General features: G+C 46.4%; 17 protein-coding genes. 13 read left to right on the top strand and 4 right to left on the bottom strand.

The genetic code is table 11. The features are described 5' to 3' along the window. The first annotated feature begins 8 nt into the window (after positions 1 to 8). The 3 genes from B3L97_RS00510 to B3L97_RS00500 are packed head-to-tail and all read left to right on the top strand — an operon-like array spanning position 9 to position 2377. Entirely contained in the window at positions 9 to 875 is an 867-nt protein-coding gene (locus tag B3L97_RS00510; protein ID WP_024822829.1) for a branched-chain amino acid ABC transporter permease, read from the top strand. After that, positions 859 to 1638, top strand: a complete 780-nt coding sequence (locus tag B3L97_RS00505; RefSeq protein ID WP_024822830.1) for an ABC transporter ATP-binding protein — start codon at positions 859 to 861, stop codon at positions 1636 to 1638. The genes B3L97_RS00510 and B3L97_RS00505 overlap by 17 nt, the downstream gene beginning before the upstream one ends. Continuing rightward, complete coding sequence (locus tag B3L97_RS00500) at positions 1631 to 2377, top strand: ABC transporter ATP-binding protein (RefSeq protein WP_286933038.1); 747 nt, start codon at positions 1631 to 1633, stop codon at positions 2375 to 2377. Before B3L97_RS00505 ends, B3L97_RS00500 begins: the two co-directional genes overlap by 8 nt. Before the next feature lie 205 nt (positions 2378 to 2582). Here the strand turns inward: B3L97_RS00500 and B3L97_RS00495 are convergent, their stop codons facing one another. Further along, entirely contained in the window at positions 2583 to 2864 is a 282-nt protein-coding gene (locus B3L97_RS00495) for a MoaD/ThiS family protein (protein ID WP_024822832.1), read from the bottom strand. Positions 2865 to 3011: 147 nt separating this feature from the next. On the opposite strand from B3L97_RS00495, the gene B3L97_RS00490 reads away from it, so the two are divergent. The 5 genes from B3L97_RS00490 to B3L97_RS00470 are packed head-to-tail and all read left to right on the top strand — an operon-like array spanning position 3012 to position 6433. After that, positions 3012 to 3434 (top strand): RrF2 family transcriptional regulator, encoded by a 423-nt coding sequence (locus B3L97_RS00490; protein WP_024822833.1) that lies wholly within the window; start codon positions 3012 to 3014, stop codon positions 3432 to 3434. 18 nt (positions 3435 to 3452) lie between these two features. Next, a complete protein-coding gene (nifS, locus tag B3L97_RS00485) occupies positions 3453 to 4643 on the top strand; it encodes a cysteine desulfurase NifS (RefSeq protein ID WP_286933036.1) in 1191 nt (396 codons plus the stop codon). A 4-nt stretch (positions 4644 to 4647) separates the two neighbouring features. Further along, positions 4648 to 5079 (top strand): Fe-S cluster assembly scaffold protein NifU, encoded by a 432-nt coding sequence (nifU, locus tag B3L97_RS00480; RefSeq protein WP_024822835.1) that lies wholly within the window; start codon positions 4648 to 4650, stop codon positions 5077 to 5079. Positions 5080 to 5090: 11 nt separating this feature from the next. Beyond that, the gene (locus tag B3L97_RS00475) at positions 5091 to 5870 is read left to right on the top strand and encodes a HesA/MoeB/ThiF family protein (protein WP_286933035.1); all 780 of its coding nucleotides are present in this window, start codon (positions 5091 to 5093) and stop codon (positions 5868 to 5870) included. Next, positions 5867 to 6433 (top strand): DNA-3-methyladenine glycosylase I, encoded by a 567-nt coding sequence (locus B3L97_RS00470; protein WP_286933032.1) that lies wholly within the window; start codon positions 5867 to 5869, stop codon positions 6431 to 6433. The genes B3L97_RS00475 and B3L97_RS00470 overlap by 4 nt, the downstream gene beginning before the upstream one ends. Positions 6434 to 6587: 154 nt before the next feature. On the opposite strand, the gene B3L97_RS00465 is transcribed toward B3L97_RS00470, so the two are convergent. Further along, a complete protein-coding gene (locus B3L97_RS00465) occupies positions 6588 to 8420 on the bottom strand; it encodes an aldehyde ferredoxin oxidoreductase family protein (RefSeq protein ID WP_034327083.1) in 1833 nt (610 codons plus the stop codon). Between the two features lie 136 nt (positions 8421 to 8556). Between B3L97_RS00465 and B3L97_RS00460 the strand changes: the two genes are divergently transcribed. Next, positions 8557 to 9519, top strand: a complete 963-nt coding sequence (locus B3L97_RS00460) for a DnaJ C-terminal domain-containing protein (RefSeq protein ID WP_286847274.1) — start codon at positions 8557 to 8559, stop codon at positions 9517 to 9519. Positions 9520 to 9656: 137 nt separating this feature from the next. Here the strand turns inward: B3L97_RS00460 and pbpC are convergent, their stop codons facing one another. Further along, the gene (gene pbpC, locus B3L97_RS00455) at positions 9657 to 11924 is read right to left on the bottom strand and encodes a penicillin-binding protein 1C (protein WP_286933031.1); all 2268 of its coding nucleotides are present in this window, start codon (positions 11922 to 11924) and stop codon (positions 9657 to 9659) included. A 3-nt stretch (positions 11925 to 11927) separates the two neighbouring features. Next, positions 11928 to 17270: an Ig-like domain-containing alpha-2-macroglobulin family protein gene (locus B3L97_RS00450; RefSeq protein ID WP_286933028.1), complete on the bottom strand. Its 5343-nt coding sequence runs from the start codon at positions 17268 to 17270 to the stop codon at positions 11928 to 11930. 489 nt (positions 17271 to 17759) lie between these two features. Here B3L97_RS00450 and clpB point away from each other — a divergent pair, with 489 nt between their 5' ends. From clpB to B3L97_RS00430, 4 genes are all read left to right on the top strand, one after another. Continuing rightward, the gene (gene clpB, locus B3L97_RS00445) at positions 17760 to 20396 is read left to right on the top strand and encodes an ATP-dependent chaperone ClpB (protein ID WP_286933026.1); all 2637 of its coding nucleotides are present in this window, start codon (positions 17760 to 17762) and stop codon (positions 20394 to 20396) included. A gap of 130 nt (positions 20397 to 20526) precedes the next feature. Beyond that, entirely contained in the window at positions 20527 to 22134 is a 1608-nt protein-coding gene (locus B3L97_RS00440; RefSeq protein WP_286933024.1) for a dipeptidase, read from the top strand. A gap of 115 nt (positions 22135 to 22249) precedes the next feature. After that, positions 22250 to 24088 carry a transporter substrate-binding domain-containing protein gene (locus B3L97_RS00435; RefSeq protein ID WP_286933021.1) on the top strand — a complete coding sequence of 613 codons (1839 nt, stop codon included), beginning with the start codon at positions 22250 to 22252 and terminating at the stop codon, positions 24086 to 24088. Then, positions 24081 to 24752, top strand: a complete 672-nt coding sequence (locus B3L97_RS00430; RefSeq protein ID WP_034327066.1) for a response regulator — start codon at positions 24081 to 24083, stop codon at positions 24750 to 24752. Before B3L97_RS00435 ends, B3L97_RS00430 begins: the two co-directional genes overlap by 8 nt. The last annotated feature ends 282 nt before the right edge of the window (positions 24753 to 25034 follow it).

Below are 25034 nucleotides of genomic sequence, written 5' to 3'. Positions count from 1 at the left end.
GTGGGGCTATGTCTGGATATACTGAAGGTATTATTATTCTTCTTTGCATCAACGGCATTGCGGCTATGGGGGTTTCTCTTTTAACGGGTTTTACTGGCGTATTCACGTTAGGGCACGCTGCCTATATGGCTTTGGGGGCTTACACATCTGCCATTCTTACGGTGCATTATGGATTGCACTGGTTCCCGGCTATTCTGTTAGGTGGAGGGGTGGCGGTTCTGGTGGCTTACGGCATAGGAGTTCCTACGTTGCGTCTTATGGGAGATTATTACGCCATTGCATCCATTGGCTTGGGTGAGGCTATTCGTTTGATCCTCGAGAATTGGCAGTCTCTTACGCGAGGGGCCCGGGGATATCCTGGCATTGAGCCCTACACAACTCTTCCTGTGGCGCTTACCTTTTTTGTCATTATGGCCATATGCATGTTTAATTTTATTAAAAGTAGATACGGCCGATCTTTCAAGGCCTGTCGTGATGATTACGTTGCCGCATCTCTCCTCGGACTTCCTACAGCAAAGATACGAATCCTCAGTCTCATTATATCGGCGTTTTATTGCGGCGTTGCTGGTGCCCTGCTGGCTGGATTCCTTTCTTTTATCCAACCTATTATGTTCGATATGCTTAAATCTACAGAACTTACGGCTGTCGTGGTTTTTGGTGGTTTGGGGTCTATGACTGGCACCCTTGTTGGGACAGTGGTCATTACATTGGTTACGGAACTCTTTCGTCCCATCTCCCAATATCGCATGCTTATTTATGGTGCAGTGTTAGTTGTTATTATGGTGCTTCGTCCGGAGGGGATTATGGGAGGGCTTAATGGCGAAGATCTTACGAGAAAGTTTTTCAGGAGGAAAGACCATGGCGGCACTCCTTGAGTTAGATAGAATCAACAAATCTTTTGGCGGCGTTCAGGCTGTTCAGAATATGAGCTTTATGATGGGTGAACGTGACGTAGTGGGGTTGATCGGTCCTAACGGAGCAGGAAAAACCACAATCTTCAACATCATTACCGGTGTATATGCCCCTGATTCTGGTCGCATTCTTTTTGAGGGGGAAGATATTACATCCCTTAAAACGTACGAGATTATTCAAAGAGACATAGCGAGGACCTTCCAGAATCTGCGTCTTTTCCCTCGTTCCTCTGCTCTTGAGAATGTGATGACCGCAGCTCAGTGCCAAGAACCCTATTCTTTCGCTGAGGCGGTAACCCATATGGGACGATGGAGGGAAAAAGAACGGAGTATCCGTGATATGAGCATGGAGCTTCTGCAGAGGGTGGGGCTTGCCGATCGGGCATTACAACCTGCAGGTACTCTTCCCTATGGTTATCAACGGCGACTTGAGATAGCCAGAGCCCTGGCTTTGAATCCGCGACTGTTACTTTTAGATGAACCAGCCGCGGGAATGAATCCCGAAGAAGTGCTGGCTCTTAATGAGCTGATTCGAGAGATTCATAAAGATTTTCCTCTGGCTATTCTCGTTATAGAGCATCATATGGATCTGGTTATGGAAGTGTGTCCTCATATTATTTGTATGAATTTCGGGGCTAAAATTGCGGAAGGGTCCCCTGAAGATATTCAGAACGATCCGGAAGTGCTTAAAGCGTATCTTGGGGAGGAGGAAAATCATCATGACTGAGCCTCAGCAGTGTCCTCTCCTCAATGTCCATAATTTGCAGGTAAGCTATGGGGCGATTCGGGCATTACGGGGAGTGTCTCTTTATGTAAATGAAGGGGAAATTGTATGTGTTATTGGAGCTAATGGTGCAGGGAAGTCCACTTTGATGAATGCTCTCATGGCGGAGGTTCCGAGAGAGGGAGGCGAAATCCTTTTTGATGGAGGTCCTTTGGCTCGTCGAAGTTATGATGTAGTGAAACAGGGAGTGTCCCTTGTTCCTGAAGGGCGGCGAGTGTTTGTTTCTCTTACAGTCTATGAGAACCTGATGATGGGAGCTTTCCCAAGGCGGGACAGGGGACAGATTCGGGAGGATTTAGAGTGGGTTTTCTCGCTCTTCCCTAGGCTGGAAGAGCGAAAGAGCCAATATGCGGGTACTCTTTCCGGAGGCGAACAGCAAATGCTGTCTATTGGCCGGGCTCTCATGTCTCGTCCGAGGCTTCTTCTCCTCGATGAGCCGTCGCTGGGGTTGGCGCCTATTATCATAAAAGACATTTTTAAGGAGCTGAAAAGAATTAACTCTGAAGGAGTAACAATTCTTCTTGTGGAGCAGAATGCCCGACAGGCCCTTCTTTTATCTGATCGAGGCTACGTGCTTCAGACAGGAGGGCTTATTTTGGCAGGAACTTCTCCCGAGCTTTTGAATAACCCGGATATTCGGGGTGCCTATCTCGGCACTGGACGGAAAAGAGGTCTTCTGTAAAGGAGAAGAGAAGTCCGTATACGTAAGAAGATATATTAGATGTAGGTTGCGTAAAAGCAGGGGCTTCCCATTGTAAAAAGCCCCTGCTTTTTTATTGAGCAAATATATATTATTTCCCCTGTCTGGCTTAACAGTTTGCTAGCACAAATCATCGGCAAAGTAGAGTGGCCTCGTGTCACTAGCCAGCTAATGCATAAGCTTCCTTTTACCCTCCCCCGACAGGTGGGAAAATATTAACAGTGTCACTGTCGTTCAGAGGGGTGTCCAGCCCTTGTAAATGGACGATGTGTTTCCCATTCACCATAATGATGGTGCCCATTAAAAGCTTTTTTGGCATGTCGTTGCCAGACCAAATCCACTTGTCAAATTTCTCTCCGTATTTTTCCGAGAGATCTTTCAGAAGATCTTTTACAGTGGGAGGCGCCGGGATGTTAAATTCTTTTTGACCAGTAGCGTACATAAGAAAAGCATGTACTCGAAGTATCATTTGTTGCTCCCCTCCTTTCCCTATACGTATTATCTATTTTCGAGATAGAGTTTGCAAATCCCATCAATATATTCTTGACAAATATGGTAGGGTATAGTATGAATAGTTGCGCAGTAAAGTTCTCGAAGAAAGAAGGTGAACAGCCCCGTGAAACTGTCTACAAAAACAAGGTATGGTCTTCGGGCCATGTTAGAGCTTGCTCGGCAATATAATAAACAGGAGCCGGTAAGTATTACGGAGATAGCTGCAAAAGAACATATTTCCGAGCGATATCTGGAGCAGCTTTTTCTGAAGCTGCGAAGACAGGGGCTGGTGGAGAGTATCCGAGGCCCGCAGGGAGGCTATCTCCTGAGCCAATCTCCAGAGAAGATAACAGTGGCTGCAGTTGTAGAAGTGCTGGAGGGCCCCATCTACTTGGCAGATTGCCTTGAAGGAAGTGAGTGCCTTAATGAGGATAGCTGCCCGGCGCGAAACCTGTGGGTACGGTTGCGCAACAGTATTGATGAGGTATTAGAATCAACGACATTACGAGATTTAATTGCGGAAGATACACCCGCGGAAATAGAGTGAGAAAGGCAGGATCAGAAGATGAGTCGACAGGTATATATGGATCACGCCGCAACAACACCAGTTGCTCCAGATGTATTCCATGCCATGGCCCCTTACTTTACAGAATCTTTTGGGAACCCTTCTTCTCTTTATACGTTAGGCCAGCAAAACAAAAAGGCCATTGAAGAGGCAAGAGAGAAAGTAGCTCGTGTTCTCAATGCTTCCCCGGCAGAGATTTTCTTTACAAGCGGCGGAACAGAATCTGATAACTGGGCGTTGAAGGGAGCGGCTTTTACATATAGAAACAAGGGAAATCATATTATCACTACGAAAATTGAACATCATGCCATTCTCCATTCGGCAGAGTACCTCGCACGTTTAGGCTACGATATTACATATCTGGACGTAGACGAGGAAGGGCGTGTCTCCGTTGAGGATGTGGCGAAAGCTATAACTGATGGAACAATTCTCGTTTCAGTTATGTTCGCTAACAACGAGATAGGAACGATCCAGCCTATAGAAAAGATAGGAAAACTGTGTAGAGAGCGCGGCGTTTTGTTCCACACCGATGCCGTACAGGCTGTGGCCCATGTCCCTATCGATGTGAAGGCCATGAATATTGATATGCTCTCTCTTTCAGCACACAAGTTTTATGGGCCGAAGGGAACCGGTGTAATGTTTTTAAGGAAAGGCGTGAAGCTCGATAACTTTATCCATGGAGGCGGCCAAGAGAAAGGCCGACGGGCAACGACAGAGAATGTTGCAGGAATTGTTGGTTTGGGTGTAGCTATCGAACGAGCCGGGAAGAAAATGGTCGCAGAACAGAAGAGACTTTCAGCGTTGCGAAATAAGCTCATAGATGAAATTATGAAGCGCATTCCCTATGCAAGAGTCAATGGAGCTCTTGGAGATACGCGGCTTCCAAATAACGTGAATGTGAGCCTTATTGGCATTGAGGGGGAGACTATGCTCATGGATCTCGATATGTTCGGCATATCTGCCTCCACAGGAAGTGCTTGTTCTTCAGGTTCTCTGGACCCTTCCCATGTGCTTATGGCTATAGGGCTTTCTCACGAGATGGCCCATGGGTCTCTTCGGTTAACTCTTGGAGAATCCACAACAGATGAAGACGTCCATTATGTAGTGGAGAAACTTTCAGGTATTGTGGAAAGACGAAGGAATATGTCTCCATTATGGGAAGATTTTATAAAAGCTCAGGAAAGGAGCTAGTGCCATGCTATATAGCGATAAAGTGATGGATCACTTCCAGAACCCTCGGAATGTGGGAGAGATTGTAGACGCAGATGGTGTTGGCGAGGCTGGGAATCCTAAATGTGGTGACATTATGAAAATATATATAAGAGTTGAGGATGACCATATAACGGATATTAAATTTAAAACCTTTGGATGTGCCTCAGCCATAGCCTCGTCAAGTATGGCGACTGAACTGGTGAAAGGGAAGAGCGTAAAAGAAGCGTGGGATCTTACCAATAGTGCTGTAGCCGAAGCTCTTGATGGGCTTCCTCCAATAAAAATGCACTGTTCAGTACTGGCCGAGGAGGCAATCCACGCTGCTATTAATGATTATCGCCATCGTCAGGGACTGGAGCCATGGGAAGAGAAGAGTCACGACGAGTTGGTGGAAGAACATTCTCACCATCATTAAGGAAGAAAGTAATGGGAGTTGTTTCCCTGGCCGAGATTGAGAGTCGAAGTCGACGAGAAGGAATTTCCCGCCGAGAAGTGGAGATTTCTTTGTTGGAGCAGAACCTGATCCCTGAACGATATGAGAGAAATATAGGGACATGGGGAGTAGAGGGCCAGCTTCGTTTGGCTCGCTCCCGCGCCCTCGTGGCAGGCTGTGGAGGGTTAGGCGGAGTTATTATAGAGGTGCTCGCTCGAGCTGGCGTGGGAAGGTTAACAGTAGTAGACGGTGATTCTTTTGTTCCAAGTAATTTAAATCGGCAACTTCTTGCAATGGAAAAAAATCTTGGCGCGAACAAAGCCCAGGTGGCTCAACTGCGAGCATTGGAAGTGAATGGGAGCGTTGACGTCCGTGTAGTGACTTCTATGCTTACAGAACAGAATTGCGAAGAACTTCTGGACGGACAAAATATAGCTCTTGATGCTTTAGACAGTAATTGGGCGAGGAAAATTCTGTATAGCGGATGTGAGGCAGGGCGGATTCCCGTTATTCATGGGGCTATTGGAGGGATGGTTGGGCAAGTAGGACGATTCCTTCCGTGGGAGCGTACCCATTTTGATCTTTTCGAGGGGAAACTTCCGGATCAGGGGATGGAGGTTGTGGCTGGAACTCCGAGCTGTACTCCCTTTGTCATAGGTGCTATGGAGGCGTCAGAAGCACTTACCTACCTTTCTGGCTGTGGCCCTGTGGCCTGGGGAACTCTTACATGCGTGGATCTTACAAATTTAAGTATGGAGACATTGGAGCTATGAAGATTCAAAAACATCGTTGTCAGTGGGCTGAGGGGGATCCCCTTCTTATAGACTATCATGACAATGAGTGGGGAAAACCGGTTTTTTGTGACGTCACTCTTTTCGAGTTTCTCGTTTTAGAGGGGGCCCAAGCTGGTTTGAACTGGCTTACTATTTTGAAGAAACGAGAAGGGTATAGAGAAGCTTTTGAGGGTTTTGATCCTGAAAAAGTGGCTCGATTCGGCGAAGAGAAGATAGTTGATTTATGTAAGAACCCTTCCATTATCCGTAACCGATTAAAGATTGCTTCTGCTGTGAATAATGCCCGTTGTTTTTTGGATGTTGAGAAGGAGTATGGTTCCTTCGCTTCTTTCCTCTGGGATTTTGTTCACGGATCGCCTGTAGTGAACCGATGGGAGAGAATGGAAATGGTTCCCGCTCAGAGCCCCCTTTCCGAGAAGGTCAGCCGGGCTTTGAAGAAGCGAGGATTTACTTTTGTCGGGCCTGTTATTTGTTATTCTTATTTGCAAGCTGTAGGTATTATTGACGACCACGTTAAAGATTGTTTCTGTGCAGTTTCGTAGATAGAGAGAAATGAAGCCCGTAGAAGAGGGGGGTGTCAAGAAAACATATTGCAGGTTGACGCAACGTCGCTACGGTTAACTCAATATATTTGTTCCAGATGAGTGAAATTTTTCTCAGATCTCACCCATCTGGAAAAAATCGTTAAGATGCTTTTCAAGGCATAGCGTGAAGCCACGACGAAAACTCTTCCAAACCCAGTTTCTTGAGTTGTTCTTCAGTTGGAAGTCCATTTGCGGACCATCCTCTACGTTCGTAATATTCATCTAATTGATGCTTCAGGTTTGGGAGAGTGAAGGCTGCACCGCCGCTGCCACGGGGTTCCTTTAGAATACGTGAAGGAAGAGTGTCGTTGTCTTTGGTTAATCCACATCCTCCGTTGAAAAGCCTCTTAAGGGTGAAGATGCGCTCTCCACATTCCTCAAGCTCCTGTCGAGACATATCCCATCCAGTAACTCCTCGGATCCATGTAAGAATATCCTGCACTGAGAGGGCTGCTAAAAAGGGGAATTTGCATATTTTCAGGGAATCGAGAATGCACATATAGTTTTGGAATACGATATTCAGAGCCCCTTTCCCTTCATCAATGCTTCGGTCGAGAACCTCTGTTATGCCAAAATCGGGATAGATGGCGTTTCGTTCACATGCGTAGGAATACCCCGAAAGATGGCAAGCTCCGCGAGGAGATGTGGCATAGCCTGTGGCAAGGCTCTTATAGCATCGAGGGTCGTGAGCCGGAAGATCAAGTCCTTTTACGTGAATAGCATAGGTTCCTGCGCCACGACCTATTTTTTCCGCAGCTTTGCGAGTCCCAAGGCCGAGGAGAGCTCCAAATCCTTCTCGTTTGCCAATAGCTTCTACCATTCGTATCATGGCCTTCCCATCACCCCATACCAAGGGGAAGCCAATTTCCTGTTCAGTAATGATTTCCCGTTCATAGAGTTCCATTGCAAAGGCTATAGCTGCTCCTGTAGAGATCGTATCGAGGCCGTAGCGATTGCATATATCTGCTGCTCTGGCAACATCTTTTAAGTTATTAATGAGGCAGTTGCTGCCTAACATGCCGATTGTTTCGTATTCAGGCCCGGCTCCATCAATATTGTCGAAGGTTACTTCTCTGCCGCACCGAATAGGACATGCCATACAGCCATAGTTTCCCGAGAGAATTGTTTCTGCCATGGTTTCTCCTGTGAGTGAAGAAACTTCAGGTTTCCACGAACCTTCCTGCCAGTTTTTGAGAGGGAGATCGCCATATTCTTCGGCAAGTGCAACGCCTCCAGGCGTACCAAATCGCGTCATTCCTGCCAGTTTTTCTGCGAAAAGTTTATATTTTTCTTTCGATAGCTTGTGAACGGTTTCCTCGTCGAAGAGAGAAGGGCGGTATCTTCCTGTGGCTACAATGGCCTTTAGGTTCTTACTCCCCATTACAGCACCGAGGCCACATCGGCCTGCAGCCCTTGCATGTGAGCCATCGTGCATAATGTTGGCTATAAGAGCGCCGCGTTCCCCTGCCTGCCCAATGCAGGCTACGCCGCAAGGTCCCCCCATCTCCTTTTCCAGAAGAGCCTGCGTTTCAAAGGTGTCTTTTCCCCACAGGTGTTGTCCGTCCTTTATAGACACCTCCCCGTTTCGGATTGCAATATAAACAGGATGTTCTGATTTCCCGAGAATAATAATGCCGTAGTAACCGCTTTTGAGGAGATGGAAACCAAAACTGCCTCCAGCGTCTGACTCACCAAAGGCTTCGGTAAGAGGTGATTTTGAGAGAATCTCATGTCGCCCTGATGTGGGAATACCAGTGCCTTGGAAAGGGCCGTTCATGAAGATAAGGGGATTGTCAGCGCCGAGTGGATCAGCTCCAGCTTGGGAATATTTGAAGAGGAAATAGGTACCAAGACCGGAACCGCCAATATATTTCCGTGCCAGCCCTTCGTCCACTGTAAAAGGTTCCACCGTACCGTTTGAGAGATGGATGCGTACCATCTGCATTTTCACTATCAGCCGCCCCCTTTTTATTGCATTTGTTCCTCTTTGAATTATATACTCCACAAAAGGGAGAGTTGAAGAGTTCCAAAAGAATTGTATAATAATTGGTTAGGAAAGGTCAAAGAGAGGTGGCGATGCTATGGCTATAGCATATAAAGATTATTATGCCATTCTTGGAGTGGCACGAAATGCATCTCAGGATGAAATACGGAAAGCGTATCGCAATCTCGCTAAGAAATATCATCCAGATGTAAATAAAGCTCCTGGGAGCGAAGAACGTTATAAAGAAATTAATGAGGCTTATGAGGTTCTTAAAGATCCCGACAAGCGCCAGAGATATGATGCTCTTGGAAGCCAGTGGCAGGAAGGGCAAAGTTTTACACCGCCGCCAGAGTGGGGGAATAGTGGGACCTTCCGCATGGATTTTGGCGAGAATCTAGGAGATTTTAGCGACTTTTTCCGAACTATTTTTGGTGGTTTCGGCGAGAATGGTTCTATGGGAGCGGAGGATTTTTTCTTTTCCAGAACACCTCGTCGCCGTAAGGGAGAAGATGTGGAGGTACAGCTTGAGCTCTCCTTGGAAGAAATTTTGCGTGGCGAATCTAAAACTATTTCTCTAGAGGGGTACGATGTTTCCCGGGATGGGAGGAGGATTCCTCGCTGGCAGAGGCTGACAGTGAATTTCCCGAAAGGAATTACTGATGGAAGCCGCATTCGGATTGCAGGGAAGGGAAGTCCCGGTGTAGGGGGATCTCCGGCAGGGGACCTTTTCATTACCGTCCGCATCCGGAAAGACCCTCGGTTTGACGTGAATCAATATGACTTGACCACGGTGGTGCGAGTCTCTCCATGGGAGGCGGCCCTTGGTGCTACTATACCGGTGGCGACACTGGATGGCGTGGTGAGCATGAAGCTCCCTGCTGGAACGCAGAGTGGGCAGCGACTGCGTTTAAGAGGGAAAGGGCTACCCCGTAGAAAAGGAACGGCTCCTGGCGATCTCTATGTGGTTATTGAAATTGTTGTTCCTAAAAAGTTAACTCCTCGGGAGAGAGAGCTTTTTCAGGCTCTTGCCGATGAATCTTTCTTTAACCCAAGGGGCTGAGGCCTGTCAATAACGCCGAAACGTTAGGAGGCAGAGACCCCGTCATCCAAGCGCCTGAACGCTTAGGTTTGTCTAGGTTTGTCAACAATGCCGAAGAGAGCACACTAAAGAATCAGATGTTAGGGCGTCAAGGTGCGTCAATAAAGCTCTAAGGTTTCCAAAGAAGGAAGAGCTTGGCGAGACGGAGTTACGGTAAGCACCTCTATGTCTACGCGATCATTTTGACCCTTTTCGTTCATAACGGCGAAGGAATGATGCCCTGGAGATAACTCCCAAAAGAGGAGCTCCGGGGCTTTTGTTTCCCCGTAGTATTCTCCATCAACATACCAAAAGACCCTCCCCTTTGTTCCTTCATGACGTAAGGCTATTTTCTGCCTCCCTCCTTCTGGAGTAAGGAGGAAACGGGTTTCCGCTAGAGGGGAGGTAATGACGATAGTCTCCTCTTCAGGGGCTATCGGAAGAGACGGATTCATCATGGCCAGCTCTGGGGGCCATATAAGGACAGGCTGCCCTTGCCGCATTTGATGAATAGGGCATCGATTGCTTCGGGAAACGCCGGGAATGTGCCAGTCTTTTTTAACCACGGGGCAGCTTTCGGAAGGAGGCAGCCCTGAGAGGGCGCACACGGATCGTAATGCCAGTCCTCCGGGAACTGGATACCACGAAGATTCAGTTTCAGGTGTGGAAAAAAGTATTTCGAGAGCGACGGGAGTCGCAAGGTTCAAACCTACCAGGTTGGCATTTGGAAATCCTTCCGGATCCCCAAACCAGACTACGACAGTATATTCTGGTGTATAGGCGGCTGTCCATGCGTCACGAAAGCCGTAAGATGTCCCTGTTTTGAAAGCCACCTGCTTTTTGAGATGAAGTAACGCTTCACGGCGCATGGGGAGGAGCCTTTGGCTGTCTTTTAAAATGTCTGCTATGAGAAATGAACTGGGCTCATCGTATATCTTTTTTTCATAGAATGGGCTGTCACTAAGGAGACGAAGGGGATGCTGTCTTCCTAAATTAGCGAGAGTTTCGTAGGCCAAGGCCATTTCCATAACAGACACTTCACATCCACCGAGAATTAAGGAGTCTCCGTAATATGAGGCATCTTTCTTTAGAGATGAGAACCCTGCCGACCGAAGAGATTGTAAAAGGGGTTCCCCTCCTACCATGCGGAGAACTCGTACTGCCGGTGCATTTAAAGAATTGGCGAGGGCTTGTCTGGCGCTTACAGGGCCTCTGTATTTGAGATCAAAGTTTCGAGGAGAATGACCTCCGAAGGAAAAGGGAGTGTCGGCGAGAAGGGAAGCAGGGGTAAGGAGTCCGCGACTAAAGGCCTCAATATAGGCAAAGGGTTTCAGCGCCGATCCTGGAGAGCGAAGGGTCTGGCAACAATCGACCCAGCTTCCGGCGGTTCCCGATCCTAAGCGCCCATTCCCTACGTATGCTCGGATCTCTCCTGTGGAGTTGTGAATCACAAGAGCAGATCCTGTAATGGATGAGGGCTGTCCGTTAAGGGTGCGATGTAGAATTTGTTCCACTCGATATTGAAAGGCTCTATCTAAAGTGGTAGATACTACTGGCTTCTCTGAGAGATTCAACGCCTGGTTGGCGAAGTGGAAGGCCATGGTCGGCATTTCCTTGGTGAGAGAAGGGACGGGAGCCTCCATAGCGATTTTTGCTTCTTCTGGCGAGAGAATTCCCTGGTCTCTCAGTGAAGAGAGAATATGGTTCCGAAGGCCGCGAGCTTTCTCTGGGTTTCTGTCTGGACGATAGAGAGAGGGACCTCGCAGCATGCCTATAAGAAGAGCCGCTTCTCCAGAAGATAGGGTAGATGCTGGTTTCCCATACCAAATGCGGCTGGCAGCCTCTATGCCGCGAATATTGCTTCCGAAAGGAGCCTTGTTGAGATAGATCTCGAGGATGTTTTCTTTCGATGTAAGACGTTCTAACTTCATGGCTTGGAGAAACTCTGCAATTTTAACGGATACCTTTCTGGGGCGTGGATATGTGAGACGAATGACTTGACTTGAGATAGTGGAGGCCCCAGAGACAATTTTGCCTGTTCTCATGTTCTGAATAGCAGCACGGCCTATGGCGAAAAGGTTGACTCCATGATGAGACCAGAATTTGCGATCTTCAATAGCAACAGCAATTTTAGGAACCCATGGCCCCATCTCTTGAAGAGACACAGGAATGCACCATTCCGAGTTTGAGGAGAGTTCTACAAAAAAAGGCTGATGGTATCTGTCGAGTGCCACCCGGGATATTGGCCACTGGCGAATTGCCTTCATGTCGAGGGGAACAAAGAAGGGAAAGGCCCATAGGAGAAAAATAAAGAGGGCTCCAAGGGCCAATCCTTTTATTCTTTTATCTTTTAAAATATAGGATCGTAGCTTCTTTTTCTGCTCCATTCTTTATTGAACCTGTAACGATCCTCCGCCGTAAAGGCTCTTTATTCCTGGATTATACATGTCTTCCACAGTGACAGGGGGAATGACGAAAGATCCGCGAGAAACGGCTCGGACGGTGTATGTATATTCCAGGGGTTCTTTAAGGCCGGAAACAAAGAGTATAAGCCGGTCATCCCGTTGTTCTTTCCGGATATTAACAGTATCGAGGGCCTCTTTCGCTCCATCTCCAGTTGATTCAATTTCCAGCCCGCCAGGCAAAATATCGCTTAGGACCAGCATGGAAACTGGACCAGCAGGAATAATCTGTAGGGTGACGGTTATCTTGTCTCCATGTTGGACTGCCACATTCTTTTCAAGCTTGACTCCTTGCCTGTTCGTGTAGGTTCGTCTCACTTGAATGCCATGGTCGTAGCTCTCCACGGCTTTTTCGGGTACTCCTGAAAGAACCATGCCGTAGTAGACTTGCCCCGTCCCTTCGAGGCGAAGGGTGAGTTCTTTCCCTTCTACGGTATCGAGATTGAGGGAGGCTCGAGTCTCTTGATTGATCGTAGCTCCTACGTTCCCATTTGGAAGAATAACGCTAGCTGTAAAGGGGCCTTTTTGAATTGTTTGAGTCCCTTCCAGATACCGCCCCAATGCTAACAGAGCCAAGCCATTCTCTTGGGTGGTGTCCCATCCATTTTTTTCAACCTGAGCCATGAATTCGGCGGCTAGCGTTGTTGTTTCAGGAGCAAGGGGATCGACAAGGTCCCATATGAGGAGCAGGAACGCCTTATTTCGCCAGGGGCTTTCTAGTGTAGCTCCCATAGTTCCTTCTTTTTCCATAGTTGGAAGGATACCCCCAAGGCTCTTGAGAGGATCCGTATTTTTCTGGTAGAGGGCGTATGCTCCAGCAAGAAGGATCCGTCCAGATAATGTCATTTTATCTCGAAAGCTCTGGAGATGATCCATCCACCCTAAGGGTGGTTCCCCGTAGAGAGAAAGAACAAAGGCAGCGTATGCTCGCGTAGAGAAGCCTTCTGCTCCTTCCTCGTCGCTTAAAGCAAGGATCTGCCGCAAATATGAGAGGGCTCCCCCTACCATATTCTCAGGAACGAGAAGACCTTGCCTTGTTGCTTCTACAAGGAAATGAGCAGCATAGACACTTCCCCATCTGTCAGGAACGTTGTTTCCTCGCCATGTGGTGAAGCTGCCATCAAAAAGCTGGAGAGCTGAAAGTTGGCGAAGGGTGTCGACAATCTGTTGTTTTATCTCGGCGTCAGATGCGAGAGTTGGATCTGTGCTTTTTACAAGATCTGGCAAAACAAGAAGAGGCCATGCGGAAGATACAGTTTGTTCCAGACAGCCCCACGGGTAAGAGCGAAGGAAGTTAAGGGCTCCGGAAAGATTGGCTGTAGGAAGGCCTGAAAGGGTCAACCCCCCTTTTTGCGTTCCAGGGAACCACGTTTGATCAAGAGCCAGAGGATGGTTTCCTTCTGTAGCTATCATCCCATTTTTCGTAATGCTGATACGGGGATAGGGAGGTCTGATGGTAATTTCCCGATGGGTGATAAATGACCTATCCCCCCATTTTGTTTCAAATGTTATCCCTCCTATGCTTGCCTGGGGGAGAGCTTTGAAAGAGAAAGAACGAGAGAGGCGCCCTTGGGCAGGAATAGTAAGCTCAAAAGATTTTTCCGCCCCTTCCAGAGTGACACCTTTCATATCTTTAATGGTAACGATCACCTTTTCTTCCTTATCTTTTCTTGAAAAGACAGAGAAAATCGATTCGAATATATCGCCAGGTGCTACAGCTTTCGGCAGAGAGGGTTCTAAAACCACGTCTCTCTGGATCGTAAGAGGGCGGGAGATGGAGCCAAAAGCTGCTCCTCCCGTGGCTACAGCCATGAGACGTCCCTTCCCGCTAAATTCAGGCAATTTGAAGGTCACAACAGCCTTGCCGTTCCCGTCAGTACTGATTTTCCCCTCAAAGAGAGAGAGAATCTCAAGAGAACGTCCAGTGAGGAGGGGAGATAAGAGACCTCCCATAGCGGCATACATGGCCTCAGCGCTTCCGCCACCTGCTGGGTGGAGAAGCGGCGTTTCCCGTGACTCCAAAGGCATGAGCAGGTCGTACATGTCATTTGTAAAGATAGATAGCTCCCTTTTCCCGAGGAAAAATTCTTCAGGTGCCGGAGTTTTATACCCAGAAAGGCCTAAAATCCCTTCGTCTACAAGGGCGACGGCTATGTCTCCCTGTATGGGTTTCCCACGATAGTCGGTAAGGCTGAGGGTAAAAGAGACCTCTGAGCCAGGTTCTGATTCTTCGGGTCCCTCTACGGTAATGGATAAATGGTTTTCTGGCCCGTCTACAATAAGGGGAACAGAACCCAGAGCCCGGTGGGATCCCCATGTCTCATCACCTGTTTCAGCCACAGGGCGCAGAATCCAGGCAGTGCAATAGGCGTTGGGGACCATTTCTTCCGTAACTTTCACGGGAATAGTGATTTCTCCCGACTCAAGCTCCACGATTTTCCGGGAAAGCTGTTTGTCTGTTTCTACGGTAAAAAGCAATGTTCCCTTGAAGGGAGAACGGATCTGGATTGTGGCGGTTTCGCCAGGAACGTACTTATCCTTGTCGGTAGAGAGCAGAATCCTATCTATAAGAGGTGAACCTTTTCCTTCTCCAAAGGGATACCATGCTTCGATACGTGTAGAGGCTGAGCTTCCGCTCTCTTTCTCCTCAAATCGCACGAGATATTCTCCAGAATCCTGTGGCGTAAATGTAAAAGTGCCCACGCCTTTCACCAATGGGAGAATTTTTTCTTCAGGAGTTCCAAGCTCTTCCTGTTCTTCCATCCGTGTCTGATCGCCATACCGTTTAAGGGTGTAATGTTTCATAATTTTTGAAACGGAGGCTGTTATTGTCTCTATAGGAGCGGCTTCTCCTTCCGGCGTAACGGCAGCTACCCGAAGCTCGAAGGGTTTCCCCGGTTCCGGCATCCCCTTTGCTTTTTCGACGCCTATCATATAGGGGGTAGGATAACAAGGGATTGTAAGAGTATGAGGAACCCATCTTCCACCCTCTTCTCTGACTTTAGCAGTGAAGAGAAAGTTTAAAAGAGACGGGGCTTGAAGTCCTTCTCTCAAAGAGTAAGAGATCTCCCCTTTCCCATTGCTGTCGAGGGCTCCTTGACCAAGAAAATCAGTAAACTCGTCAGCGGTTTTTTCTCCATCACCGAAGACATAAGCTCCCCACTGAGGATGGGAGAAGGGGACTGCAATAGTTCGTACTTCAGCCTCCCACGGGAGATCGGAGGCTGGGGCGCCGAAGAGGTATTTTGATGTAAGGGATATTTTTGTCGTATCGCCAGGAACAATTTTTTTCGCATCTCCTTCTACAGAGACTTCAAGGCGAGGTGGAGCAAACTCTTGTATATAAAAAAACATTTGTCCCAGAGGCTTTTTTTCATCGCCAGGGAGGAATACGGAGAACTGATATGTTCCTGTAGGCGTAGCTTCCGGGAGACGACATGAGAAGAGCAACGTCCCGTTTTCTGAAAGCTCTACTGTAGATTTTGCCACTTCTTTCCCTTCTGCTGAACGTATGGCTACAAGGACAGGAAATGGTTTCGGAGCTTCACGGTCGCCATTACGAAGAATAGCTTTAAAGGTCGCTTCTTCTCCTGGCCTGAAAAGGTTTCGAGGGGCGAAACAAAAGGCCTCATATCCTTTACGAAGGTATGGGCGCCCTCCAATATCAAATCCGTTATCTGCCAAAACATTTCGATCTATGCGGAGGAAAGAGAGATCGCTATCTTTTTCTACAGTAACCAAAAAGGGACGAAGACTGTCATTCCAAGAGTCTGTACGATGGAGCATAAAAATTCCGTCTCGGCCAGTTTTCCCTTCAGCTATAAGTTGATTGCTTCGAGAGTATATTTTCACAGTGCCCCTCGAAATAGGCTTCAGATCACGAATAGAGTTGGCCCAAACCATAATCCCTTCGTTGTAGAGGCGAGTTACGATACCTATGTCAGTAACAGTTACAATCTGTTGAGCTTCTTGCCAGGCATTGGGATCCGTACTCTTAGCTGTAAGAAGAAATACGCCTTTTTGCCCTTCAGCTAAAGAACGAAGATCTAATGCTCGTCGTTCTGTGGCATTTGGCCTTCCTTTTATTTCAGCCTTTTTCTGAATGATTAATCGGGATAGTTCCCGAGGAATAGAGTCAGTTCCAGAGATTACGGAATAAGAGATGTTATTTTCATAGAGACGCCATAGGGCAATCTCTATTTCCTCCATATTCACAGCTTCTACAGGTATTCGAAGATCCCCCGCCGGGGATAGAAACATTCCTGCGGTAGGGAAGGAAACAGAAGGTTCGAGATCTGGAAAAATAAAAGCCTTTGTGAAGTCTTCAGTGAGCTTCCCTCCAGAAGAACTTCGGGCGGGAAGTCCCTTTTTTATGGTCACACTGTACCGTTGTCTGGGAAGAAATGGGCCAGCGATAGAAAACCCGCTATATTCAGGGTTGATGCTGAAAGGAATATGGGGTTCCAGAGAGATGAAATTTTTTATCGTTCCCATATGAACGGGAGTTGTTGTTTGGAACATAATGACACCCTGCTGAGGACTCTGTTGATATGCCCATGAACTTCGGATGGATAACGTAGCAGAGAGAGGAATTTCGTGCACTATGGCTTTTTCAAGGCCTAAAGGACCACGTTCACTCGTTAACCCGGCGGCAATAGAAAACTTCAGTTTTTCACCGGAAATATAGTCGGTGGTGAGAGTTATGGATGTGGAAGGATGTTCGCCGGCGACTGAGTAAGGAATATTTCGCCCGTACTGGTCCTGTAATGTAACAAACCCCCTGATTCGTATAGGGGAGACAGGTAGGGAAAAAGAGAGTTCAACTGTGGCAATTCCATCTTCTGAAAAGTCGATTTGCCGAGCATCTACGAAAGAAAGAGGTTGAGTTTGGAAGACAAAGGAGTGGCGCCCAGCAAGGAGGCGTCCTCCCCGATCTCGAACCCCTTCTTTGAACTCAACGCGATAAGCAGTGGCTGGGAGGAGGGGGGCTAACGGCTTGAATATAAAGGTTTTTTCGTCATCCCATCGCCCTTCTCCAGGAACAGATGGGTAGATAGAAAATGGGAATTCTTCTGCTGCAACCTTTTGCCCCTTTAAAGAATCTTCCACTACGGGAGTGGAAAAAACGGCGGTAAAAAGAGGCGTTCCCGTTACTGTCCCTTCCGGCTTAAAATCTTTGACTGTAAAATCGGAAGCTCCCCAGCAACAACCTGGCGCCATTAATAAAAGGAGGCCAATTGCTACGAGGAGTTGAGCGAATTTTTTCTTCATCTCTTTCCCTCCATAAAAATCGAATTCATTCTTTACCAACTATTATTATATCGGTAGAAGGCTTGTTTCTTCCTCAGCCTTTTGGTCTATTATTCTACAATCTCTCTTCCTACCTGACCGTGTTTTCCAGCCGTATGTTCCTACCCCCTCCTATCTTCCACTGTGCCTCCTCAAACGGTCTATGTAGCTTGCGCAACTCCAGATATATCCCCCATCTTGTTCCCTATTTGGCCTTGCCCTCCATACCATCTCATTTATTCCCAACCCTGCTTTGCCCAAAATATGGGAGAGGTTGATGAGCTTTTATATTATAGGAAGAAAAAAAGAAATAAATAGAGGTTACAAAGTAAAATCGTAAATAAATTGGATTATTTGCGATGATGGCTCCTTGAATGACCAACCCTGACCTATATAATGTTTGTTGGTTAGCAAAGGTCAAAGAGATCGTTCTGTATGCTGACAGGTGGTTGCTAGAGAGGGGTTTTATTGATGGATATTTCCAAATTTACAAGAAAATCACAAGAAGCACTTTCTTCAGCTCAAGATATGGCTGTGAGCTGGGGACATCAAGAGGTAGATGGCGAGCATTTACTCCTGGCCCTTTTAGAACAGCCTGAAGGACTGATCCCGAGGCTTCTTCAAAAAATGGGAATCCCTGTAGAGAGTGTAGCGAGAGATAATAAAAAAGAACTCGAAAAAAGGCCGAAGATTTCTGGTCCCGGGATTGAGCCGGGGAAAATCTATATTTCGCGGCGATTATCTCAACTTTTGGCTCAGGCTCAGGAAAGAGCTGAGCGTTTAAAGGACGAGTATGTTTCTGTAGAGCACATTTTCTCGTGCTTCCTTGAAGAAGGAAATACAACTGCTGCTGGAAGGATTTTGTCACAATATAATATTTCCCAAGAAAATTTTCTGGAGACGCTCACTTCTGTTCGTGGTGCTCAGCGAGTAAGTAGTGATAATCCTGAAGCTACATATGAGGCTTTGGAGCGCTATGGGCGAGATCTTGTGAAAATGGCAAGGTCTGGAAAGCTAGATCCGGTCATTGGCCGAGACGAAGAGGTTCGACGTGTTGTACGAATCTTAAGCCGAAAAACGAAAAATAATCCAGTGCTTATTGGAGATCCTGGAGTGGGTAAAACTGCTATTGTAGAAGGATTGGCCCAACGAATAGTGCGAGGTGATGTGCCAGAAGGGCTTAAGAATCGTACTATTTTTGCTCTCGATATGGGGGCGTTGGTAGCAGGAGCCAAGTTTAGAGGAGAGTTTGAGGAGCGATTAAAGGCTGTTTTGAACGAAATAAAGGAAAGCAATGGCGAAATTATTCTCTTCATTGATGAGCTTCATACCATTGTGGGAGCCGGAGCGGCTGAAGGAGCCATTGATGCAGGAAATATGTTGAAGCCTATGCTTGCAAGAGGAGAGCTTCATTGTATTGGCGCTACTACTATCGATGAATATCGAAAGCATATTGAGAAAGATGCGGCCTTGGCACGGCGTTTCCAGCCTGTTCTTGTAGAGCAGCCAAATGTGGAAGACACGATTTCTATTTTGCGAGGGTTGAAAGAACGGTATGAAGTACATCACGGGGTCAAGATTAGAGATAATGCCCTCGTTGCCGCGGCTGTGCTGTCGAGTCGTTATATTACAGACCGATTTTTACCAGACAAGGCTATTGATTTGGTAGATGAGGCTTGCGCTATGATCCGTACAGAGATCGATTCTCTGCCTGCGGAACTAGATGCGGCATCGAGGAAGGTTATGCAGCTTGAAATAGAGGAGGCTGCATTGCGAAAAGAGAAAGATGAAGCGAGCCTTGAAAGGCTCAAGAACCTTCAGAAAGAGCTGCAAGAAGCTCGGGAAGAAGCGGACTCTCTTCGTGCACAGTATGAGAAAGAAAAGGAAAAAATAGGGACTGTTCGTTCTCTTCGGGAAGAGATAGATACAGTTAAAAGAGATATAGAGAAAGCGGAGCGGGAATATGATCTAAATAAAGCGGCAGAACTGAAACATGGTCGTCTTCCTGAGCTGCAACGTCGATTAAAACAAGAGGAAGAAAGATTGGCAACAAGCCATGAAAACACCTCGTTACTTCGAGAAGAGGTAACAGAAGACGAAGTTGCCGAAATAGTAAGTCGTTGGACAGGCGTTCCTGTTACCCGCCTTATGGAGGGGGAGCGAGAGAAGCTGTTGAAGCTCGATGAGATCCTTCACCAACGGGTTGTGGGACAAGATGAGGCTGTTCAGCTCGTGGCAGATGCAGTAATGCGGGCTAGAGCCGGCATTAAAGATCCTCGCCGTCCGGTAGGTTCTTTCATCTTCTTGGGACCGACTGGTGTAGGTAAAACTGAGTTGGCCAAAACGTTGGCCGAGGCCCTGTTTGATAGCGAGGAGAACATGATTCGTATCGACATGTCGGAGTATATGGAGAAGTTCTCTGTTTCCAGACTCATTGGAGCTCCGCCTGGATATGTAGGATACGAAGAAGGAGGCCAGCTGACTGAAGCTGTGCGTCGCCGTCCCTATTCTGTCATTTTGTTCGACGAGATAGAGAAAGCTCATCAGGATGTATTTAATGTATTGCTTCAAATTCTTGATGATGGTCGAGTGACTGATAGTCGTGGACATGTAGTCGATTTCAAAAATACAGTAATTATTATGACCAGCAATATAGGAGCCCATTCCCTTCTTGAGGGAATTACGAGTGACGGACAGATAGAGGATCAGGCAAGAGAAGCTGTAATGGCAGAGTTGCGTCAGTCTTTTCGTCCAGAATTCTTGAACAGAGTCGATGATATTGTTCTTTTCAAGCCTCTTCAAAAGCATGAGATACGCCAGATCGTTAAGCTTTTGGTTCGAGAGCTTCAAAACAGATTAAAAGATCAGAGAATTGATCTCGAGCTTTCAGATGAAGCGGCAGATTATATTGTTGAAGCCGGCTACGATCCGGTTTTTGGAGCTCGTCCCTTGAAGCGTTTCATAATGAGACAGCTGGAAACTAAAATGGCTCGAGCTCTTATATCTGGAGAGGTGCGAGAAGGGAGCAAGGTGTATGTTACCGTGAAGGGCGGGGAGCTTGCTTTTCAAATGACGTCCCTCTATCCTGATTCAGAAACACAAATGTAACAGCCTTCATAGAGGCTGATTCCTATAGATGAAGGGGGATCGGGATTTTCCCGATCCCCCTTTTGTATCGTATAATAGACTCTCTATAATAAAAGATTTGCTTTTATCGCTTTTAAAAGGAGTTGACAAGGTGAATCGTAGGAAGAGATGGGTTGTATGGATGCTTTTTTCCTGCCTGTTGGTGTCCGTTTCTTTCCCTTCTTGGGCGTGTACTGCTGTTCTTGTAGGGAAAAATGCGAGTGTGGACGGTTCTGTGATCAATTCTCATACGGCTGATAACTGGTATGATGCAAATTTAAGAGTGGTGAAAGGTCAAAAATATGCTCCAGGAACGATAATGAACGTTTACATCAATCTTTTAGGAGAAGATGCGAATCCGCCTCGAGTGATTGGTCACATTCCTCAAGCTGAGGAAACCTACACGTATTTCCACGTAGGGTATTCTTGTTTTAATGAGCATCAACTCTCCATTGGGGAAAGCACTGTTGGGCAAAAAGATGAGTTAAGTGCCTTCCTTCCTGATGCGAAAGGAATTCTAACCATAGAACAGCTTGAGATAATAGCTCTTCAGAGGACAAAAACTGCTCGAGAGGCTATTAAGCTTATGGGGGGACTGGCTGAAACCTATGGTTTCCTCCCTTCTTGCGTGGGTCAAGGAGAGGCCCTCACTGTTGCCGATCCTAATGAGGCCTGGATTTTTGAAATTCGAAGCGTTGGCTTTGGCTGGAGACCAGAGAGTGGAGTCCCAGGGGCTATTTGGGTGGCACGGCGTGTTCCAGATGATGAGGTGGCCGTAATAGCCAATGGCAGTATTATTTCGAACATTGATTTAAATCAACCTGACTACTTTATGGCTTCACAGAATTATTTGGATGTAGCTATACAGCATGGTTGGTATACTCCCAAATCCGGACATCCCTTTAACTGGAGAGACGCATATACTCCTCGTTCAGGATATTGGTCCATGTACAGTCCTTGGGTTCGGGAACGGCTTTATTATCTTTTTAAAACGCTGGCCCCCTCCAAAGAATGGGATCCCAACGCTGATGTGTCCTCCTATCCCTTTTCTATTAAACCTGACAAAAAAATTTCAGTTCGAGATGTGATGGCAATTCAACGATCGACCCTTGAAGGGACACCTTTTAATATGGAAGATAATCCGGCTTGGCTTGTTCCAGATGTGAATGGGAAACTGATGAAAAGCGAGTTGGCCACTCCTTTCCCAGACAGGCCTATGCGGGCTCTTTTAAACATACCTTATCATCGACCAATATCAGCAAAAACGTCTTATACATTTGTTTCACAGTCTAGAAACTGGCTCCCCGATCCAGTTGGCGGTATTATCTGGTTCTCAATGGGGCATCCTCACATGGGCGTTTATGTACCTGTCTATGCTGGTGCCACTTTCATTCCTGAAGGATGGCGAAATTTCAAGATGGAGCGTTTTGATCCATCCTCTGCTCGATGGGTGTTTCTTCTCGCCGCCGATCTGGTGAATCGACGCTATCAATTGGCAGTTCGTGATATGGAGCAGGTCCGCACGTCCTTTGAGAATGAGTGGTTTGGAAAGCAAGTGGAGATCGAGAAAAAAGCTGTAGAATTGTGGAATTCGTCACCAGAATCAGCTGCTGCTTTTTTGAACGAAGTTACAGAGAATGGGATGAAAGAGGCCTTGCAAAAATGGTGGGATCTGTGTACTTTTCTCATCTCTAAGTATATGTGGGATAGGTTTTGGTGAGGTGAGGATGAGAAAAAAAAGTTGGATAGTGACTCTTCTTTTCACTTGTTTTTTTAGCCTCTTTGTTTTTTATTTGCCGAGCTGGGGGGCAAGTGTAGGCGGGAGAGTTATTTATGTGGTGGGAGATCGAACGTTAGATCCCTTTGAGTTTATTGGAGAAAAACAAAAACCAACGGGGTTCCTTGTTGAACTTTTGCAATCTATTGCCAAAGAGAAGGAACTTGCTCTAAATTTCAGAATGGTTCGTTGGCAAGAAGTCTCAGAGCTTCTTTATTCTTCTCGTGTAGATTTATTGTTGGGAGTTGTAGATGCCCGAAGCGAAGATGCTATATTGCCTCATTTAGCACCAGTAGTGACCGTGTATCCTCCTTCGCAAACAGAAAGGCGAGGAGATTTTTTGCCCGACGTATCTGGAAAAGAGATAGGAGAGTATTATTTTTCTCTCCCCGTGATGAAGGTCCCTTATTCCATTTTTACCCGAAAAGGATTTGGCAGTACCCGCTTGAGCGATGTATCAGGGAAAGCTGTTGTTGTGGAGAGAGGTAGTGCTGAAGAGGAGTATCTTCGCTCGAGTGGTCTAACGTCAAATATTGTATTAGCAGATCATCCCGTGGAGATTCTCCACCTCCTCTCTTCTGGGCAGTATGATTTTGCCCTCATGAATCTTTACCAAGGCTTAGCAGCCTATAAAAAACTCCACATTACAAATGTAGTTGCCATGCCCCAGGTTCTTTTTAGTGGTGATTGGGGATACACAATTGCTCACGGAGATATATTTTTAGCGGAAATACTGCGAGAAGGGTTAGCGGCTTCTCGTCGTGACGGCTCTTACGATAAGCTTTATCGCAAATGGTTCGATGAATATAGGCAAGAAGGGAAAATCGATAAAGAGTTAATAACAAAAGTTATTGGTGCCTTTGCCATTGCCATATTTCTCACTCTTTTATGGAATCTGTCACTTAAAAGGCAAGTGACCAGGATAGTAAGAGAAAGAGAGAAGTTAATTGACTTTATTCGTGATGGCATTTTGGCTATAGATAGTCTTGGCCGCGTGACCCTAATTAATCGCTCTGCTCGTAAGCTTTTGAATATTTCCTTCGATGTAGAGGGAGAAGATGTGGACAGTCTGGTTCCTGAAATTAACCTTAAGGGAGTTTTAACATCGGGCGAAACAACATATGACCTTGAGCAGAACGTGGGAGGGACCCCCTTGATTGTGAATAAAGTTCCTGTCGTATTAAACAACCAAATAGCTGGGGCCATTGCCAGTTTCCGCGATATGTCAGAAATCCGTGCCATGGCTGAAGAGATGACAGGTGTTCGTATGTATGTAGATTCCTTGCGTGTTCAGAATCACGAATTTGTGAATAAACTCCAGGCTATAGCTGGTCTCATTCAGTTGGGCAAATATGAACGGGCCTTAAGCTTTATAGCTCTGGAACAAGCTCCAGGGCAATTTACAGCTTCTTTGATTGCGGAACGAATTAAAAACCCAGCAGTGGGAGGTATTCTTTTAGGGAAAATGGGGCGATGCAAAGAACTGGCTATCGAGTGCGAAATTACGCCCGATAGCTATTGCGGAGAACTTGTACATATCAGTGATCAGGCACTTGTTATTATTATCGGAAATCTTATGGAAAACGCTATAGAGGCTGTGGTTGATCTTTATGATCGAAAAGGGAAAATATCTTTCTCTATTTTTGATGAGTCGAACCAGATATTATTATGTGTTTGGGATAATGGGGGGAGACTTTCAGAGGAGTTGGCAACTAAAATTTTTGAGAAAGGCTTTTCTACAAAAGCTCGTCCTCGTACATCTGGATATGGGCTTTATAACATTAGAAGGATGGTAGATGCCTTAGGAGGAGATATTTCGTTAGACTTCAGTCCAGGTGAATTTACCGAGTTTATTGTCACGCTGCCAAACAGAGAAGGGGGGGATCACTTTGAGTAGAATCGATGTCCTTGTTGTAGAGGATGATCCTATGGTGGCAGAGATACACCAAAATTTTATTAATACCCTGGAAGGCTTTCGTGTCGTTGCTGTGGCTGGGGATGGTGCAAAGGCCCTCGAATTGCTTGAGACTCTGCCAGTTCGTCTTTTAATTCTTGATATTTTTCTCCCAGGTCTTGATGGCTTAAATACACTACGCAAAATACGAGAACAACAAAAGAATGTAGATGTAATTATTGTTTCGGCGTCACGAGATGTAAATACTGTTAACGAAGCTATTCAAGCAGGAGCTTTTGATTATATAGTAAAACCATTTGTATATGAACGTTTGAAAGCATCTCTAGAATCTTTCAGACAAATGGAAACGAAGCTCCGAAGGGGACCTCGTGATGTAGACCAAGCGGATATAGACAGTCTTTTTCAAGTAAAAAGCCGTAAAAATTATCAGTCGTCTCTTCCTAAGGGATTGAATCCAGAAATGCTTAAAAAGGTAGAGAGACTATTGCGACAAAGCAACTGTTCTCTTTCTGCTGTGGAGGCAGCTGAGGCTCTTTGTGTCTCTCGAATTACGGCGAGACGGTATCTAGAATATCTTGTAGCTTCAGGAAAAGCTACGATGAAAAGAGAATATCAGGAAGTAGGACGCCCCATTAATAAATACTGACTTATTTAACATTTTTAGGGGAGGCTGGAAGCTTCCCCTCTTTTTATTTTGTTCTTTTTGTTCAGTTTTGGAAAGCCTTGGATTATCAACCTTTCGAGTCTTTTTCTTCCTATAGTTTTTATACAAAACATTACACTCGCGAACGAAAAATACTAAATCTTGTCTCATCAAGCTCCTGCCCCATAGAATAGTAGAAAGCTTTTGTAGAGCTGGATCCGTTCTATATCTCTATATCATTTTACGTAGGAGACTTGATGTCATGTTTACACACTCAGTGTTAAT

It is taken from the genome of Aminobacterium sp. UBA4834 (genome assembly GCF_002400205.1).
GTDB classification, from domain to species: Bacteria; Synergistota; Synergistia; order Synergistales; family Aminobacteriaceae; genus Aminobacterium; species Aminobacterium mobile.
This window is presented reverse-complemented; position numbering and strand designations above follow the sequence as displayed.